This is a genomic window from Halodesulfovibrio oceani subsp. galateae, assembly GCF_055397225.1.
This window is the reverse complement of the sequence record NZ_AP042453.1, coordinates 2,352,844-2,368,961: the sequence shown is the minus strand read 5'-3', so window position 1 is coordinate 2,368,961 and position 16,118 is coordinate 2,352,844. Positions and strand designations below refer to the sequence as shown.

Here is a 16,118-nt window from a genome sequence, read left to right as displayed (position 1 = left end):
AAACAATGAGTGCGGTAACTGTAATACAGAATAATTTTAACGGGGGCGAACTTTCTCCGCTTATGGGGGCGCGAACAGATCAGGTTCGGTATGGCAACGGATGTAAAAAGTTACACAATATGTTGGTGCTCCCTCATGGGCCTGCTGCAAGACGTCCCGGTTTTCAATTTTTAGGAAAGTGTCGCGAAAATGGTACTGCAAAAGTTCGACTCATTCCGTTCTCATTTAATGTAGACCAGACATATGTTCTTGAGTTTGGAAACAAGTACATGCGGGTATGGAAGGATGGCGGGTTGGTGGTTAATCTTACGGGGAGACCCTTCGAAATACTAACTCCTTGGAGCAGTGATGTTCTTAACGCACTTTCCGTGTGCCAATCTGCAGATGTACTCTTTGTCGCAAGTAGTTCTTGTCCACCTTACAAGGTGGTTCGAACAGGTCACGATACATGGCAAATTGAAAAGATTGTTTTGAGTAGCCGGATGAAGCCGCCAAAAGCTCTCACTACGAATGTGACAGGTTCTGCATCAAGGGAATATTCTTATGTTGTTACTGCCATTGATCCATTTACTCGTGAAGAAAGCGAACCGTCTGTTCGCGTAACAGTTCAAGGGCCTGAAACTATCTCTGCTGCAGCAAGCATTACGCTTACGTGGGATTCAGAGCACGACGATGCTGTTTTTGCTGTGTACAAATGTTGGAATGAATCTGGAAATCTAGGATTTGTTGGACAGGCTTCAAGTCAAAAATGGGTAGATAGAGGCACTACTCCAGATTTTTCTGAAGGTATTCCCGTTCATCGAGCCATGTTTAGTGACGAAGGAGAATATCCAAGTTGTGTGCAGTTTTATCAGCAGCGACTGTGCTTTGCGGCATCAAGCAAACAGCCACAGACAATCTGGATGAGCCGCTCCGGTAGCTATAGCAACTTTAATATTTCTGATCCATTGCGTGATGATGATAGCATTGCCGCTACCATTGCCGCGGACCGTGTGAATAAAATCGAATGGATGATGCCCGGGCGCCATCTTGTTGTGGGTACTGCCGGTAGTGAATGGCGTATGAGTGGTGGGGATAATAAGGCAATAACACCTCGCTCCATTAAATTTGAGCGGCAAAGTGTTATTGGTGCAGCAGCGCTACCTCCTTTGGTTATTGGAGAGAATATTCTCTTTTTGCAGCAAGGTGGAAAGGTTATTCGCGAGCTTCAGTATTCGTTGCAAAAAGATGGATATATGGGAACGGAGCTTTCAATCCTTTCCGAACATTTGCTAAAGAATAATCCTGTGGTGTCGTGGGCGTATCAGCAGGAGCCATATTCAATTGTATGGTGCGTGCTGGCTGATGGCTCACTGGCCGCGGTAACCTATGAACGTGAGCATGACGTTGTCGGGTGGCATAAACATTCGTCTGACGGGCATTTTGAATCTGTGACTTGTATTCATGGAGATGATGGGGATGAGTTGTGGTGTGTTGTTAAGCGAGAAGTTAACGGTGAAGAAAACCGCTATGTTGAACGGTTGTCTTCATACGGCGTTAGCAGCACAGAAGACCAGTTCTTTGTAGATTCAGGCATAAGTTACCGTGGAGAGAGTACAGATACGTTTACAGGGTTAGATCATCTTGAAGGCAAGACCGTTCAAGTACTTGCAGACGGATTTGTGACGCCTTCTCAAGTTGTGTCTGAGGGAAAAATCACTCTGCCACATGCAGCATCTGTTGTGCATGCAGGTTTGCAATATATATCCGAGCTGATCCCCATAGAACAGGACGTGCCGTTGGCGATCGGAAGTAGCAAAGGAAAAACGCGACGGGTCAACAGAATGTGTTTGCATCTGCATGAAACAGCAGGGCTTAACGTCGGAGCCGGCAATATTGTTCCAAGACAGGTTGCATTACAGGATGATGCCGGACTTGATGTCGCACCTTCCTTGTATAGCGGTGAGAAAAATATTGAGATTAATGGCGGGTATGAAATGCAATCGAACATAGTTTTCAGGCAGGAAGAGCCGTTTCCTGTGACGTTACTTTCATATTCCATGCAGATTGAGATAGGTGAGCGATGATTGTTCGTAGAGCAAGTGTTGAAGATGCCATTGCGTTGCAAGGTCGCCTGCGGCAGCAGGATTATAATGAAGTATGGGCAGCGCATGGGCTTGATCCTGATGAGGTGCTTGTGGCGTGTGCCCAATATTCGACAATGCTTTGGTGTGCAGAAATAGACGAAACCGTTGCGGCGGTCTTCGGGGTAGCTCCTTCAATGGAAAATGAGGGAGAGGGGCAGCCGTGGATGCTGGGAGCTGATGAGATTTGTTCAGATCCTCGAGTTTTCTTTCGCTGGCCGCTGGAAATTCTGCCTTTGATGCATAGTTTATTCCCTGTGCTTCGTAACAAGGTTGATGCACGTAATAGAAGATCTATTCAATGGCTTTGCCGGATGGGATTTTCAATGGCGCAGAATACTGTGCCGTACGGACCATTTTCTATGCCGTTTTATGAGTTTTACAAGGAGGAGTCGGTATGTGTTCATTAGGAGTTGCAACCTTACTATTGGCCACAGCAAGTGCAGCCGCTGCAAATAACCAGAGTAGTGGAAGCATTAAGACAACTGGTGCCGTTGCAAATACAGCACCGATCGATGCGTATGCTGCACGGCAAAAAGCTGATCATGCACGTGCTGAAGGTGACCGCAAAATCAATCAGGAACGTCGAAACTATCTTCAGTCTGAAGGACGCACCCAAAGTACTCTTGCTGCAAACGGTGTTTCGCTTGCGTCGGGGAGTGCTGTTGACTTGCTGGTGAACAACAGAGCTATCGCGAAGGAGCAGATGAGCGATATTCGCTATGAAAGTGACATGAGAGCGTGGGAGTACGATATGAGCGGAACAAAATCGGAGGCTCGTAGTCTTATTCCTACCCAGACTTACAGTCGGGAGTCTTGGGAAGATACGCTTACTAATCCGGTGTTTGTTATTGGGGCCGCACAAAAAGCTATTTCTCTTTTTGGCAGGGAGTAGCCTGAATGCTTATTGAAGATAAAAAAGCGATGCCTGAAGATTCTGTCGAAGCGTTGATTGCCTTGGAACGAATTGTAAATGCCGAACAGGAACTTCGTTCTGGAGCTACTCAAGGTGGTAATGCAACTGCTTCGGAAGTTCTTCTCAAAGCTGTTTCCGGTGGAAACGAAATTTCCAGAGGGGCTGTTGCTTCCCAATTAATAGGCAGTGCTTTGTTGCATTCTCAGTCTGATCAGTTTGCACAAAAAAAACATATTGTTGAGCAGGCTCAGCAGTTATGCAGCAAACGCCTTCAAGGTCTTTGTGACGATGCAAAGTTACTTGGGCGAGCCTATGCAACCGCAAGTGAATCAAAGAGTGATGAGCGGTCACAAAAAAGCATGTTGGAATCCTTGAGTGAATTGCAGGAAAAGATGTCGCAGACAGAGGATCTTGCATGGATAATTCAGGGAGAGAACAGTAAAGCGAGCGTAAGGCAAAAGCGTTTGAATACTTCTGCATTGGTATGCAGCTTTTTGTCAGAGGTGGCAATCTATAACCCTGTAGTGGGTTCTGTTTTGCTCAAAGAACGCGTTAAGTTGCTAGTAAAAGCAGACGCGGAACTCCTTGCAGATATTCTACTTCGCAGTTCAAGTGAGAGGGCTTACCAAGCTGTATCTCGAAATATTGAGTCTGATGATCCACAGCAACGTGTGGAAGAGCTTTGCACTATTTGTCGTAATGCGTCTCCGGCTGTGCTGAAAATTTCAGATGAAAGCTACTCTCTTTTATTGGAACGCGTTGAGGCAGAACGGGTGCAGTATTTCCAGTTAGATAGAATGCTGACAGCGGTGAAGCGCAGGAGTGCAGCACGAGAGTTGTGTGAGTCTCTGGGGAATGAAGACAGAGTTCAGGCGGTAACAATCCTTTTTAACTCCCAGTTGGTTTCGGAAGATGAAAAGCAGCACTTATTAGATGTAGTACAGCAGCCGCGGTGGGAAACTGATTCGTCAAAATTTATTAAAGCCTTTGCAGCCTCTGTTGAGTGCGAACGTGCTGCAGAACCTTATTGTATTTTTCCGGACGCAGAGTTGTCTCCATATGATGCATTGTTGCTGTATGATGTTCTTGGCGAGTATTCCCCGAAGACACAATTCGAAAATGAACAGCTATTGAATGTACTAAATCAGTTTTTGTTATTGAAAAATGAAAATAGAAAGTCATTGTTGTTCATAAAAAAGAGAAATGCTGAAGTTGTACCTGATAGGACAAGAGATGTTCCAGATATGACACTGTTTCGTTATGCATTGAATGAAGTTATTTCTGCACGAAAAGTGAATGATGATGTGTTGGCCACTGTACATGCAATTAAAAAGGAATTTCTTGTGTAATCTTTCTTGTATTTATGATGTAAAAACATGTTTACATGATGTTGAAAAAATACAACATATAACGGAGCTAATCATTTTTGTATAATAAACTGGATAAACTCTAGTTAATTTATATAGAAATGCTAGAGCGGAACATGTAATTACTGTTTAATGAAACTACATAATATAATGGAGCTTACACTTTTCTTTGCTATCCTGTTCTTTCTAAGGGATAGGAGTTGTCGTGTATCAACAGGTAAAGTGTGTTCAACAGAAGAGTCTTAGGTCCTGTGGTCGGAGTGGAAGCGTGTATGAATTTAATTCCCGTTTGCAAGATATAATGCAAGTTCAATACGGTATAGAGACCGCTTTGCTGGAATCGGTGGTCAGGAATGCCACTGGCGAGGGTATTGGACGTCTGCACGAACTGGTATCGGCGCAGAAAACTGTGTTGCATTCAGATCTTGAAACGAAACTTGTATTACGCAGCTTTTATGAAGAGCTATTCACTTTGGCTTCGAACTGTATGCTGTCTATGCTTTCAGTACAGCTGATCCCGATGTTTGAAGAAGGTCGGGAATTGTATATGGCAGTCGCATTTAATCGTAAAACGCTCTATGAACATAATAAAAAGCTCGTATTTTGCATTGAAGAGCTTGATGAGGTAGGAGCCTGTGCCGCATTGCGCGGCCAGTTATTACGGATGGGAACGTATTATTCTGTCTACCTTAATTGACACAAAAAAAAGCCGCATGATGCGGCTTTTTTTTGTGTACTCTACAGCAGAAATATTCGTGCGGAAGTTGCGCGTTTGCTGTGAGTATGTGCAGGCTGTCCTAGCAAAGAATTTTTTTGAAATTCCGTAAAACAGTCTTAAGCATGTTGTCAGATGGCTCAATAAAGCCAAAATGCATGCCGCGAACAAGACCGACCATAGTAGCCATGAGCATGTCCGCTGTTTCCTGAGCATCAATATCCGCAATAATAGAACCGTCAAGCTTGCCTTCGTCAATAGAGTCACAAAGGTAGCCAGTAACGTATGCGTAAATTTCTTTGATCTGAACAAAGAAGTCTTCGCTGTTACCACAGTAACGGGTTGGAGCATCACGGAAGATAAGGGAGAATTCCATGTGGTTCTTTTTCACGAAGACGTAAAAAGATTTTATTACGGATTCTACTTTTTCGAGTGCATTTTCCGGCTCGCGAACTTCAAGATATTTTTCAATATCTTCAATGAGCTGGTTTTTTACATTCGTGATGAGTGTAAGAAAGATATCATCTTTAGTACGGAAGTGGCGGAAGATTGTTCCTTCTGCAACACCAGCTTCTTTGGCGAGAAGACTGGTAGGTGTGTTACTAAATCCACGTTCAGCAAAAAGACGTGCAGCAGTATCAAGAATAATATCGCGTTTCATGGTAGCCTCATACCTTTATTTGGCAGTATGCAAATCAGTTGTGCCAGTGGGTACTCGCACAGGTGAGAGGGGATAACGCGATACTGTGAGGCTGTCAACGGATTGAAGCAGATAATCGGGGAAGGTTGCTATAATTTTTCCTACCTTAGAGTAAACATTGTACAGGGCACACGGCTCGGTATTTTTCTAAAAATCATCGGTTGTTGCTGAACTGTGTTTATATACGTCGCGTAGTGCTTTGCCTGTTTGAACCACTGTTGCTTCTAATTCACTCATAAGATTGCTGACTGCTTTTTGATCCTCGGCTTCTGCCGCGCGTGCAACGCAGCTCGCCATTTTATCAACTTCCCTGAGCGCATACTTTTGCGCCTGATTTTGAAGCTTTTCTGCTGTATGCAGAATTCCTGTAATGCTGCCTTCTTCTGCATGAAGGAATATTTCTTCAAAAGTTTCTTGCAGTTGAGATATTATTTTAGGGATTTGCGGAAGGAAGAACATGTCAAGAACTTCAGCAGGATGTGCGGCTTCTTCAGAGTTTAGTGTTAAATGACTTACGGCTTCAGTCAGCGGGGTGTCATCCCACTTGGGGGTATTTTCGTTTTCTTCCACAATACTGCTGAAGGCTGTTTGGTTGTCAGATGTTACAACCCGTTGGGCAGCTTGAGTTCTTCGTTCATTGGCTACTCTTGAAAAGAGTTCTTCCTTGTCTTCTGCTTCGGTCAACTCGTCTAACTTATCCAGCTCATCAAATGAGAATAGAGGAGGAGGTGTCACACTGCTTTTCTCCTCATCTTGCTCTACATTGTCTGGTTCCGCATTATCTGAGATTTCATCAAGTAATACTTCTTCACGTTCTTCTGAAGCGATGGGCTCTTCTTCCATAGAGTTTCTAGCTACGCCACTGCCGCCAAGAACTTCTTTTAAGTAGGCTTCTTCTTCCGGTGTAATAAGTTTTGGAGTCGGAAGTGAGCTCTCGTCTAACTCGCTCTCTTCATCTAAATCTTCTTCAATTTCTTCGAAAATGTATTCATCACTTTGATCGATGGCGTCTTCGTCTATGCCCAGATCAGTGAGTTCTGTCGCTGGAGCTTCAATTGAGTTTTCCGCGATGTCTGTTGGAACATTTTCTGCTGAATCCGTAGCAAATTCATCATGAAGCTCTTCGGAGTGTTCATCTAACAGTTCATCTGAAAGATCATTTGGCAAAAGAGTCGGTTCGATAGTTTCCAAATTGTTATCAACTGAATAGGCTTCCGCTTCATCCAATTCGTTTGATGGAGCTTCTATTTCAGCCGGTTTTTCTGTGTTGTTTGACAGTGCGCTTGGCTCAGGAACGATTGGGTCATCAATCTCCGGTGAAACTTCTTCTTGAATTATGTTTTCCGGCAGGAGATTTATTGGCTCTGGCTCTGGCTCTGGCTCTGGCTCTGGCTCTGGCTCTGGCTCTGGCTCTGGCTCTGGCTCTGGCTCTGGCTCTGGCTCTGGCTCTGGCTCTGGCTCTGGCTCAGATATTAAATCTAATCCAGAGAGAGATAGTGGCTCTAGAACCGGAACGTCATCAATTTCTTCAAACTCGTCATCAAATTCGTAATCATTATCTTCAAGGTTTTGATTTATAGATTCGGTAGATTCGAGAGGAAGTTTGTACAAGCCAAGTGTTGCCAGTGCGGCAAGTAGTTCATTACTTGTAGCAGGTGAAGGTAATGATTCAGAATATCCAGAATCACAAAGTAATTCGGCACTGACAGGGCTGTTTGCAATGGCGATGGCAGGCGCTGAAGGACAATCAATTTTTTTATCAATTTCAAAAAGCTGTGACAGAATATTGATGGCGTCTTCAGTCAGCTCAGCTGCAACAATAACCGCATCAACTGTGAATGCTTCGTATGTGGTGATTGCTGCATCAAAAGAAGTTACCTCATGAGCATGGAATACGTCTGGATCAAGAAGTTCCTGAATTGATTCAGAAGGTGCCGTTCGAGTCTCAATAATAAGCAGCTGCGGGATTTCAGCTTCACCATCTTCAGCGATAGAGTCTTGGAGAGGCGAAGGGTGTACGCCTGTACTTGGATAGTCTCGTTTTGTTTTGTCGAATTTTTCAAGACGCACAGTAAAGGAGACTGTTGTGCCGACATTAGGCTCAGACTCTATGCATAAGAAGCCATCCATCAAATGAACAAGCTCTGTTGTTACGCTTAACCCAAGACCGGAGCCACAGTACTTACCTGAATTCTCCTCAGGCTCTTGGCAGAATCTGTCCAACACATCATATTTATTCTGAAGTGGGATACCTCGTCCCTGGTCTTTTACTGTGACCAAAAGTTGCGCGGTATCTTTTGAAGAATCAAGACTGGAAACAGTTATGCTGATTGAACCGGAATCACTGAATCGAACAGCGTTTCCGAGCAGGTTTAATAATATCTGAATAAGACGGCTCGAGTCACCGACATAGTGAACTGGAAGATTGGGCGCTATTTTCCATGTAAGCGTAAGTCCCTTTTCTTCAGTGTGCGGTAGCATTATATTGTATGCGTCTTTCAACAGGCTTTGCAGGTCAAAGCTACGTTTCTTTAACGTTAACCGATGATTATCAGCTCTGTTCAGGTCGAGTAGATCCTTCAGTTGTAGTTGCAGAACATGCGTAGCGGTTTGCAATGTGCGCAGTGCGTGTTCTCCTTCTTCAGGAATGTTGATGTCGCTTAATTTTTCACCCATGTTAGCAATTGTAACCAACGGTGATTGCAAGTCATGACTAATTTTCTGTATGAGATTCTCAGGTGTAAATTTTGGGTGTGGACCAAGTGGTTTTGGAACGCACTGTGTCTGAAGTCTGGAACCGTGCAAGGCTATTGGTGTAAGAATCATGAGGCCCATGGCTACGCCAGCAAAAGGCATAAGCTGAAGAATTCCTGCAATATCTGCTGAGTTAGCAGGTAATATTGCGATCATGCTCCCTAATGCAGTCAGCAGGCAGCCCGCTGTAAATCTTCTACCGCCAGGGATCTTTCGAGTAATCGCGGCATAGCCGGGAATGGCACCAAGACCTGCAAGGGCAGGCCATAGAGAAAGATAGTGTAATGAGCTTGAAAGACCGGGAATAAGCGGGAAAACAGCAACAAGTAAGCCAAGCAGGGAAAGCCCCCAAAGCTGAGCATCAATAAGCCGTGGGCACTCTACACTGTAGAAGAGATTGCGGCCAATATGAGGAAGGATGATTAGCGCTAGTCCTGGTAAAAGAATAGTCCACGCAGTGGAGAATTCAAGTCCGGCTGCCGTGGAGGGTAAAAATCCAAACGTGTAGTAGGTGGTTGTGAGTAGCGTATAGATACAAAGCCAGAAGCAACTCTCGGCTTTAGTGAATACAGCAAGAAAGAAGTTAAGCCCCGCAATTCCAAGGGTAAGCCCGATAAGGAGCCAGAAGACCAGTGATGTGATAAAGGTCGGCATTGCGGTACTTTTCAACGTTACTTCAGGGGTGAACCAGATGCCGGGTTTGCCATCTACCCGCAAGTAGTATTCAGCAAGGCCGGACTTTGAAGCATCCGGAAGCGGAATATGGCAACGGGATATGGCTGACGATTGCCACCGTTGGGGATTATTTGCCGGTCTATAGAAAAGAGTTGTCGGGCGGCGCACTATCCCACCGAACTGCATGAATGGAAAGAAACCGTTCATGCGCCATCTTTCGATTTGTTCAATAGGAATAGATATACGAATCCATGCTCGTTTAACTGAGTGGGGAATGGGGGTCTGGCCAAGTGGCGTAAATACGTTACTGAACTGGGGGGCAGCAACTTGAGAGATGGAAGCTGTCGGGGTATCTTCAAAAAAGATATCGTACGCGACAGGTACTCGACGTCCGGAGTTGAGAGTTTCACTAAGTGAAGGCAGGCAGAGGGCAACTAAAACACAACATGATGCGAAACAGAAAAGTGTTTTTCGGAAACGTAAAAGAGTAGGGAGCATATAGTTCACCGTTATATTTATCTGAGTTGCTAGATGTAGCGACCATAGAACGATGGTAAATAAATGTCCATAATTCAAAAGAAAAACGCCGTTAGCGGTTGCTAACAGCGTTTTTCCTCGGAAAAAAATTACTTTTTATGTGCGTCAATAAACTCTTTAAGCGGCTGGCCTTGAGGAGTTTTTGCAGATGGGTTGGAAGCAAGCAGTTCTTCCCATGCAACAATTCCTTTTTCTTTTTGTTTCAAGTCATGCACGTAAACAACCCCTTTATTAAAAAGGGCATTTGCATGTATCGGGTCAATCTTCAGCGCGTTGTTATAACTCTCGATGGCCTTTTGGTATTGACCAGTGCGGCGGTACATAGTGCCAAGGTCTGTCCATACATCAGCTGATGTATCGTCAAGAGCAAGGCCCTTGTTGTAGGCAGATATAGCATTTTCAGGGCGGTTGGCATCATAGTACGCGTTACCAAGTTGTTGCCATGCGCTAACATTATCCGGTTCATTGCGAGTCAGGCGTTCAAGATCAATAATTCTTGAAGCCTGTGCCTGTGAGACTTGAGGTTGCTTTGGCTGTGTTTGTTGGACTGCTCTTGTCTGTTGTGCAGGGGGTTGAGCAGAGTATATGACAGTAAGCAAGTTTCCAAGGAACACCCCGAGGCAGAGAGCAAAGGCCACACACATAATGGTTGTGCTTTTCTTTACGTATATACCTTTTTCAAATTCTTGCCTCAGGCGTTCAGCTTCGCGCTTTGTCATAGAAAAGATCCGTCCTATATAATGTTATGATTTGAGAGCCAGTATGAATTGGTACCAATACCTAGAATACATAGCAATAAAAGCTACTGTAAAAATTATATACATAATTTATTAATATACTGAATTTATTACATGAAAAAAAGACGCGCATTATGCCTTGTATAAGATTATCAGAAAAACATAGTTTTACGTTGACGGGGAAGTGTCATTTACGTAGAAGCTTTCTGACGTTGCGACACAAAGCAGCGTTTGTTCTTTTATAGCTAAGTTTCTTGTTCCAAATCTGATTTTAAATGTTTTGAAAAAAACTTTTAAAAAGGGTTTGACAGCGAGCGGAGGAAAGTCTAAACCCTTTTCCACGCCGCGAGACAAGGGTTCGTCGCACAACGGAAGAAATTAAATTTCAGAAAGTTGTTGACAGCTTAGCGGCCGGGTGGCATAAACGCCAACTCGACACAAGGCTAACGAGCCGAGTGGAGCTTTTATTAAAAAGCTCTTTGACAATTAAATAGCGAATCGGATTGATTTAGAGATCAGCTAGCGTTGTTCGTTGCTTCGGTAACGGACAATTCAATACAGAATTATTAAACTGGAGAGTTTGATTCTGGCTCAGATTGAACGCTGGCGGCGTGCCTAACACATGCAAGTCGAACGCGAAAGTTTCTTCGGAAACGAGTAGAGTGGCGCACGGGTGAGTAACGCGTGGATAATCTACCTATTGGTACGGGACAACAGTTGGAAACGACTGCTAATACCGTATACGCTGGAAACGGGAAAGGGGGCCTCTTCTTGAAAGCTCTCGCCAGTAGATGAGTCCGCGTTTCATTAGCTAGACGGTGGGGTAACGGCCTACCGTGGCAACGATGAATAGCAGGCCTGAGAGGGTGGCCTGCCACACTGGGACTGGAACACGGCCCAGACTCCTACGGGAGGCAGCAGTGGGGAATATTGCGCAATGGACGAAAGTCTGACGCAGCGACGCCGCGTGGAGGATGAAGGTTTTCGGATCGTAAACTCCTGTCAAGAGGGAAGAAACCTATTAGGAATAATACTCCTAGTAATTGACGGTACCTCTAGAGGAAGCACCGGCTAATTCAGTGCCAGCAGCCGCGGTAATACTGAAGGTGCAAGCGTTAATCGGAATCACTGGGCGTAAAGCGCTCGTAGGTGGCTTTGTAAGTCAGATGTGAAAGCCCACGGCTCAACCGTGGAATTGCATTTGATACTGCATCGCTAGAGTATAGGAGAGGGAAGTGGAATTTCTGGTGTAGGAGTGAAATCCGTAGAGATCAGAAGGAACACCGGTGGCGAAGGCGACTTCCTGGACTATTACTGACACTGAGGAGCGAAAGCGTGGGGAGCAAACAGGATTAGATACCCTGGTAGTCCACGCCGTAAACGATGGGTACTAAGTGTCGGAGGCTTGACCTTCGGTGCTGTAGTTAACGCGTTAAGTACCCCGCCTGGGGAGTACGGTCGCAAGGCTGAAACTCAAAGAAATTGACGGGGGCCCGCACAAGCGGTGGAGTATGTGGTTTAATTCGATGCAACGCGAAGAACCTTACCCAGGCTTGACATCCTGCGAATGTCCTAGAAATTAGACAGTGCCCTTCGGGGAATGCAGTGACAGGTGCTGCATGGCTGTCGTCAGCTCGTGCCGTGAGGTGTTGGGTTAAGTCCCGCAACGAGCGCAACCCCTATCCTTAGTTGCCATCAAGTAATGTTGGGCACTCTAGGGAGACTGCCCGGGTTAACCGGGAGGAAGGTGGGGACGACGTCAAGTCATCATGGCCCTTACGCCTGGGGCTACACACGTACTACAATGGTGCATACAAAGGGTTGCGATACCGTGAGGTGGAGCTAATCCCATAAAGTGCATCCCAGTCCGGATAGGAGTCTGCAACTCGACTCCTTGAAGTCGGAATCGCTAGTAATCCTGGATCAGCATGCCAGGGTGAATGCGTTCCCGGGCCTTGTACACACCGCCCGTCACACCACGAAAGTTGGTTCTACCCGAAACCAGTGAGCTAACCAGCAATGGAGGCAGCTGTCTACGGTGGGGCTGATGATTGGGGTGAAGTCGTAACAAGGTAGCCGTAGGGGAACCTGCGGCTGGATCACCTCCTTTAAAGAAAAATAATCCGATTCGCTATTTAATTGCAAAGAGTTTTGCGTTGACCAACTTATGGTCGCATGCTCTTTACAACTAAATGACACAGTAACTTCCTAATGAGGAAGATTGTTGTAACTAAAGTGCCGCCGGCAGGCGATTCTTTTGTCATTAGGCTGAATGGGCCTGTAGCTCAGTTGGTTAGAGCGCACGCCTGATAAGCGTGAGGTCGGAAGTTCAAATCTTCCCAGGCCCACCATCTACCCAAGTGGGGGCGTAGCTCAGCTGGGAGAGCACCTGCCTTGCACGCAGGGGGTCAACGGTTCAATCCCGTTCGCCTCCACCATTTTGGTGGAACAGCATACAGTTCTTTTACAAGTAAATTTTTGGTAGTCGTCATTACTTAAATGATAAGTAGTGGTTACAATCCAAGTATTATACTTGGCTGAAACCTTCGGGTTTCTGCTCTTTTACAATCGATAGGGACGGAAAAGAATGTCCGTAGAAAAATAAGTTATTAAGGGCAACTGGCGGATGCCTTGGCACTAGAAGGCGATGAAAGACGTGGTAGGCTGCGATATGCTATGGTGAGGAGCCAAACATCCTTTGACCCATAGATTTCTGAATGGGGAAACCCAGCGGGAGTTATGTCCCGTTATCTCTTTACTGAATACATAGGTTTAGAGAGGCTAACCGGGGGAAGTGAAACATCTCAGTACCCCGAGGAAAGGAAATCAAACGAGACTCTCTTAGTAGCGGCGAGCGAACGGGGAATAGCCCAAACCGTCATGTTTCGACATGGCGGGGTTGTAGGGCAGTCATCAAGTGATTCATTATTAGATAGGGGAACAAGCTGGGAAGCTTGACCGTAGAGGGTGAAAGTCCCGTACCTGAAGTCGAACATGACACTGACTGTTCCTGAGTACCGCGGAACACGAGAAACTCCGTGGGAATCTGGGAGGACCATCTTCCAAGGCTAAGTACTAACTAGTGACCGATAGTGAACCAGTACCGTGAGGGAAAGGTGAAAAGAACCCCTGTTAGGGGAGTGAAATAGAACCTGAAACCAGTTGCCTACAAGCTGTGGGAGCATCCTTGAGATGTGACCGCGTGCCTTTTGCATAATGAGTCAGCGAGTTAATCTACTGTGCAAGGTTAAGCGAAAGTGGAGCCGTAGCGAAAGCGAGTCTGATAAGGGCGACAAGTACAGTGGATTAGACCCGAAACCAGGTGATCTATCCATGAGCAGGTTGAAGCTCAGGTAAAACTGAGTGGAGGACCGAACCAGTATCGGTTGAAAACGATTTGGATGACTTGTGGATAGGGGTGAAAGGCCAATCAAACCTGGTGATAGCTGGTTCTCTCCGAAATATATTGAGGTATAGCCTCGAGGTAGTTTAACGGGGGTAGAGCACTGACAGGGCTAGGGGGCTCACCAGCTTACCAAACCCTATCAAACTCCGAATACCGTATAAATGATCCTCGGGAGTCAGACTGCGACTGAGAAGGGCCGTAGTCGAAAGGGAAACAGCCCAGACCGACAGCTAAGGCCTCCAAATCCATACTCAGTGGAAAAGGCGGTGGAATTTCCTAGACAGCCAGGAGGTTGGCTTAGAAGCAGCCATCCTTTAAAGAAAGCGTAATAGCTCACTGGTCTAGAGATTCTGCGCCGAAAATGTAACGGGGCTAAGTATGGTGCCGAAGCTTCGGATCAGCACTTTGTGCTGGTGGTAGGAGAGCGTTCTCTACTGGTTGAAGGTGTGCTGTGAAGCATGCTGGACGGTAGAGAAGTGATTATGCTGACATGAGTAACGATAAGATGGGTGAGAAACCCATCCGCCGTAAGCCCAAGGTTTCCGGGGTAAAGGTAATCTGCCCCGGGTTAGTCGGCCCCTAAGGCGAGGCTGAAAAGCGTAGTCGATGGGAAACAGGTTAATATTCCTGTACTTGTATAGATGTGCGATGGAGGGACGGAGTAGGATAGACACGCTGGCTGTTGGAATAGCCAGTGCAAGTGCGTAGGGTTGAGGTATAGGCAAATCCGTACCTCTACATGCCTGAGACACGATGCGGAGTTCGCAAGAACGTAAGGTGTTGAGTCCATGCTTCCAAGAAAAGCTTCTAAGTTTAGTCTATGCAAACCGTACCGCAAACCGACTCAGGTGGGCGGGATGAGTAATCCAAGGCGCTCGAGAGAACTGTAGTTAAGGAATTCGGCAAAATGACCCCGTAACTTCGGGATAAGGGGTGCTCCTTGTTGTTAGTTTCCTCGCGAAACAAAGCAACGGAGAGCCGCAGAGAAATGGCGGTGGCGACTGTTTACTAAAAACATAGGTCTATGCAAAGTCGTAAGACGACGTATATGGACTGACGCCTGCCCGGTGCCGGAAGGTTAAGGGGAGTTGTTAGCTTCGGCGAAGCAGCGAACCGAAGCCCCGGTAAACGGCGGCCGTAACTATAACGGTCCTAAGGTAGCGAAATTCCTTGTCGGGTAAGTTCCGACCTGCACGAATGGCGTAACGATCTCCGCACTGTCTCAACTACAGACTCGGTGAAATTGAATTCGCGGTGAAAATGCCGTGTACCCGCAGCAAGACGGAAAGACCCTGTGCACCTTTACTATAGCTTGACATTGGGTTTTGGGCTAGCATGTGTAGGATAGGTGGGAGGCTTTGAAGCAGGCACGCCAGTGTTTGTGGAGCCAACCTTGAAATACCACCCTTGCTAGTCTAAGGCTCTAATCCTCTACCGTTATCCGGTTAGGAAACAGTGTCTGGTGGGTAGTTTGACTGGGGCGGTCGCCTCCTAAAGAGTAACGGAGGCATACAAAGGTTCGCTCAGACTGATTGGAAACCAGTCGTTGAGTGCAAACGCATAAGCGAGCTTGACTGTAAGAGAGACATCTCGAGCAGGAACGAAAGTTGGTGTTAGTGATCCGGTGGTTCCGCATGGAAGGGCCATCGCTCATTGGATAAAAGGTACGCCGGGGATAACAGGCTGATCGCGCCCAAGAGTTCACATCGACGGCGCGGTTTGGCACCTCGATGTCGGCTCATCACATCCTGGGGCTGAAGCAGGTCCCAAGGGTACGGCTGTTCGCCGTTTAAAGTGGTACGCGAGCTGGGTTTAAAACGTCGTGAGACAGTTTGGTCCCTATCTGCTGTGGGCGTAGGAGATTTGAAAGGAGTTGCCCCTAGTACGAGAGGACCGGGGTGAACGAACCTCTGGTGGGTCAGTTGTCGTGCCAACGGCATAGCTGAGTAGCTACGTTCGGAAGGGATAACCGCTGAAAGCATCTAAGCGGGAAGCCTCACTTAAGATAAGATCTCCCTCTCATTTATGAGCTAAAGGACCCTGGTAGACCACCAGGTTGATAGGCTGGGTGTGTAAGGGCAGTGATGCCTTCAGCTAACCAGTACTAATAGTCCGTGAGCCTTATTTTTCTACACTAAATCATTCTTTTCCTCCCTATTAGATTAATATTTTAGGGTTCGTCCTTTGA

8 protein-coding genes, 2 tRNA genes and 2 rRNA genes are annotated in these 16,118 nt (G+C 46.3%); 9 read left to right on the top strand and 3 right to left on the bottom strand.

Going from position 1 to position 16,118, the window contains the following annotated elements; translation table 11 throughout:
• The first annotated feature begins 5 nt into the window (after positions 1–5).
• From ACZ5V1_RS10695 to ACZ5V1_RS10675, 5 genes are all read left to right on the top strand, one after another.
• A complete protein-coding gene (locus ACZ5V1_RS10695; protein ID WP_464388830.1) occupies positions 6–2,066 on the top strand; it encodes a phage tail protein in 2,061 nt (686 codons plus the stop codon).
• Positions 2,063–2,533 carry a hypothetical protein gene (locus ACZ5V1_RS10690; protein ID WP_464388829.1) on the top strand — a complete coding sequence of 157 codons (471 nt, stop codon included), beginning with the start codon at positions 2,063–2,065 and terminating at the stop codon, positions 2,531–2,533. Before ACZ5V1_RS10695 ends, ACZ5V1_RS10690 begins: the two co-directional genes overlap by 4 nt.
• Positions 2,521–3,018 (top strand): hypothetical protein, encoded by a 498-nt coding sequence (locus tag ACZ5V1_RS10685; RefSeq protein ID WP_464388828.1) that lies wholly within the window; start codon positions 2,521–2,523, stop codon positions 3,016–3,018. The genes ACZ5V1_RS10690 and ACZ5V1_RS10685 overlap by 13 nt, the downstream gene beginning before the upstream one ends.
• A 5-nt stretch (positions 3,019–3,023) precedes the next feature.
• The gene (locus tag ACZ5V1_RS10680) at positions 3,024–4,388 is read left to right on the top strand and encodes a hypothetical protein (protein WP_464388827.1); all 1,365 of its coding nucleotides are present in this window, start codon (positions 3,024–3,026) and stop codon (positions 4,386–4,388) included.
• A 286-nt stretch (positions 4,389–4,674) separates the two neighbouring features.
• On the top strand, positions 4,675–5,103 hold the full coding sequence (locus tag ACZ5V1_RS10675) for an FCD domain-containing protein (protein WP_464388826.1): 429 nt from the start codon (positions 4,675–4,677) through the stop codon (positions 5,101–5,103).
• Positions 5,104–5,203: 100 nt separating this feature from the next.
• On the opposite strand, the gene ACZ5V1_RS10670 is transcribed toward ACZ5V1_RS10675, so the two are convergent.
• The 3 genes from ACZ5V1_RS10670 to ACZ5V1_RS10660 form a co-directional block, all read right to left on the bottom strand.
• The gene (locus tag ACZ5V1_RS10670) at positions 5,204–5,782 is read right to left on the bottom strand and encodes a TetR/AcrR family transcriptional regulator (RefSeq protein WP_464387077.1); all 579 of its coding nucleotides are present in this window, start codon (positions 5,780–5,782) and stop codon (positions 5,204–5,206) included.
• Between the two features lie 186 nt (positions 5,783–5,968).
• On the bottom strand, positions 5,969–9,748 hold the full coding sequence (locus tag ACZ5V1_RS10665) for a sensor histidine kinase (RefSeq protein ID WP_464388825.1): 3,780 nt from the start codon (positions 9,746–9,748) through the stop codon (positions 5,969–5,971).
• Positions 9,749–9,876: 128 nt separating this feature from the next.
• Complete coding sequence (locus ACZ5V1_RS10660) at positions 9,877–10,506, bottom strand: tetratricopeptide repeat protein (protein WP_464388824.1); 630 nt, start codon at positions 10,504–10,506, stop codon at positions 9,877–9,879.
• Between the two features lie 586 nt (positions 10,507–11,092).
• Between ACZ5V1_RS10660 and ACZ5V1_RS10655 the strand changes: the two genes are divergently transcribed.
• The 4 genes from ACZ5V1_RS10655 (at position 11,093) to ACZ5V1_RS10640 (ending at position 16,059) form a co-directional block, all read left to right on the top strand.
• A 16S ribosomal RNA gene (locus ACZ5V1_RS10655) occupies positions 11,093–12,634 on the top strand.
• A 164-nt stretch (positions 12,635–12,798) separates the two neighbouring features.
• A tRNA-Ile gene (locus ACZ5V1_RS10650) sits at positions 12,799–12,875 on the top strand.
• Between the two features lie 11 nt (positions 12,876–12,886).
• Positions 12,887–12,962: transfer RNA gene (locus ACZ5V1_RS10645), tRNA-Ala, on the top strand.
• A gap of 161 nt (positions 12,963–13,123) precedes the next feature.
• Positions 13,124–16,059 (top strand): 23S ribosomal RNA (locus ACZ5V1_RS10640).
• Together the 16S and 23S rRNA genes with 2 tRNA genes alongside form the textbook arrangement of a ribosomal RNA operon.
• Positions 16,060–16,118: the final 59 nt, after the last annotated feature.

Coding starts and splice junctions, on each gene's coding strand:
- ACZ5V1_RS10690 (WP_464388829.1), top strand. CDS start 2,063: ATGATTGTTCGTAGAGCAAGTGTTGAAGATGCCATTGCGTTGCAAGGT.
- ACZ5V1_RS10695 (WP_464388830.1), top strand. CDS start 6: ATGAGTGCGGTAACTGTAATACAGAATAATTTTAACGGGGGCGAACTT.
- ACZ5V1_RS10685 (WP_464388828.1), top strand. CDS start 2,521: ATGTGTTCATTAGGAGTTGCAACCTTACTATTGGCCACAGCAAGTGCA.
- ACZ5V1_RS10670 (WP_464387077.1), bottom strand. CDS start 5,782: ATGAAACGCGATATTATTCTTGATACTGCTGCACGTCTTTTTGCTGAA.
- ACZ5V1_RS10680 (WP_464388827.1), top strand. CDS start 3,024: ATGCTTATTGAAGATAAAAAAGCGATGCCTGAAGATTCTGTCGAAGCG.
- ACZ5V1_RS10660 (WP_464388824.1), bottom strand. CDS start 10,506: ATGACAAAGCGCGAAGCTGAACGCCTGAGGCAAGAATTTGAAAAAGGT.
- ACZ5V1_RS10665 (WP_464388825.1), bottom strand. CDS start 9,748: ATGCTCCCTACTCTTTTACGTTTCCGAAAAACACTTTTCTGTTTCGCA.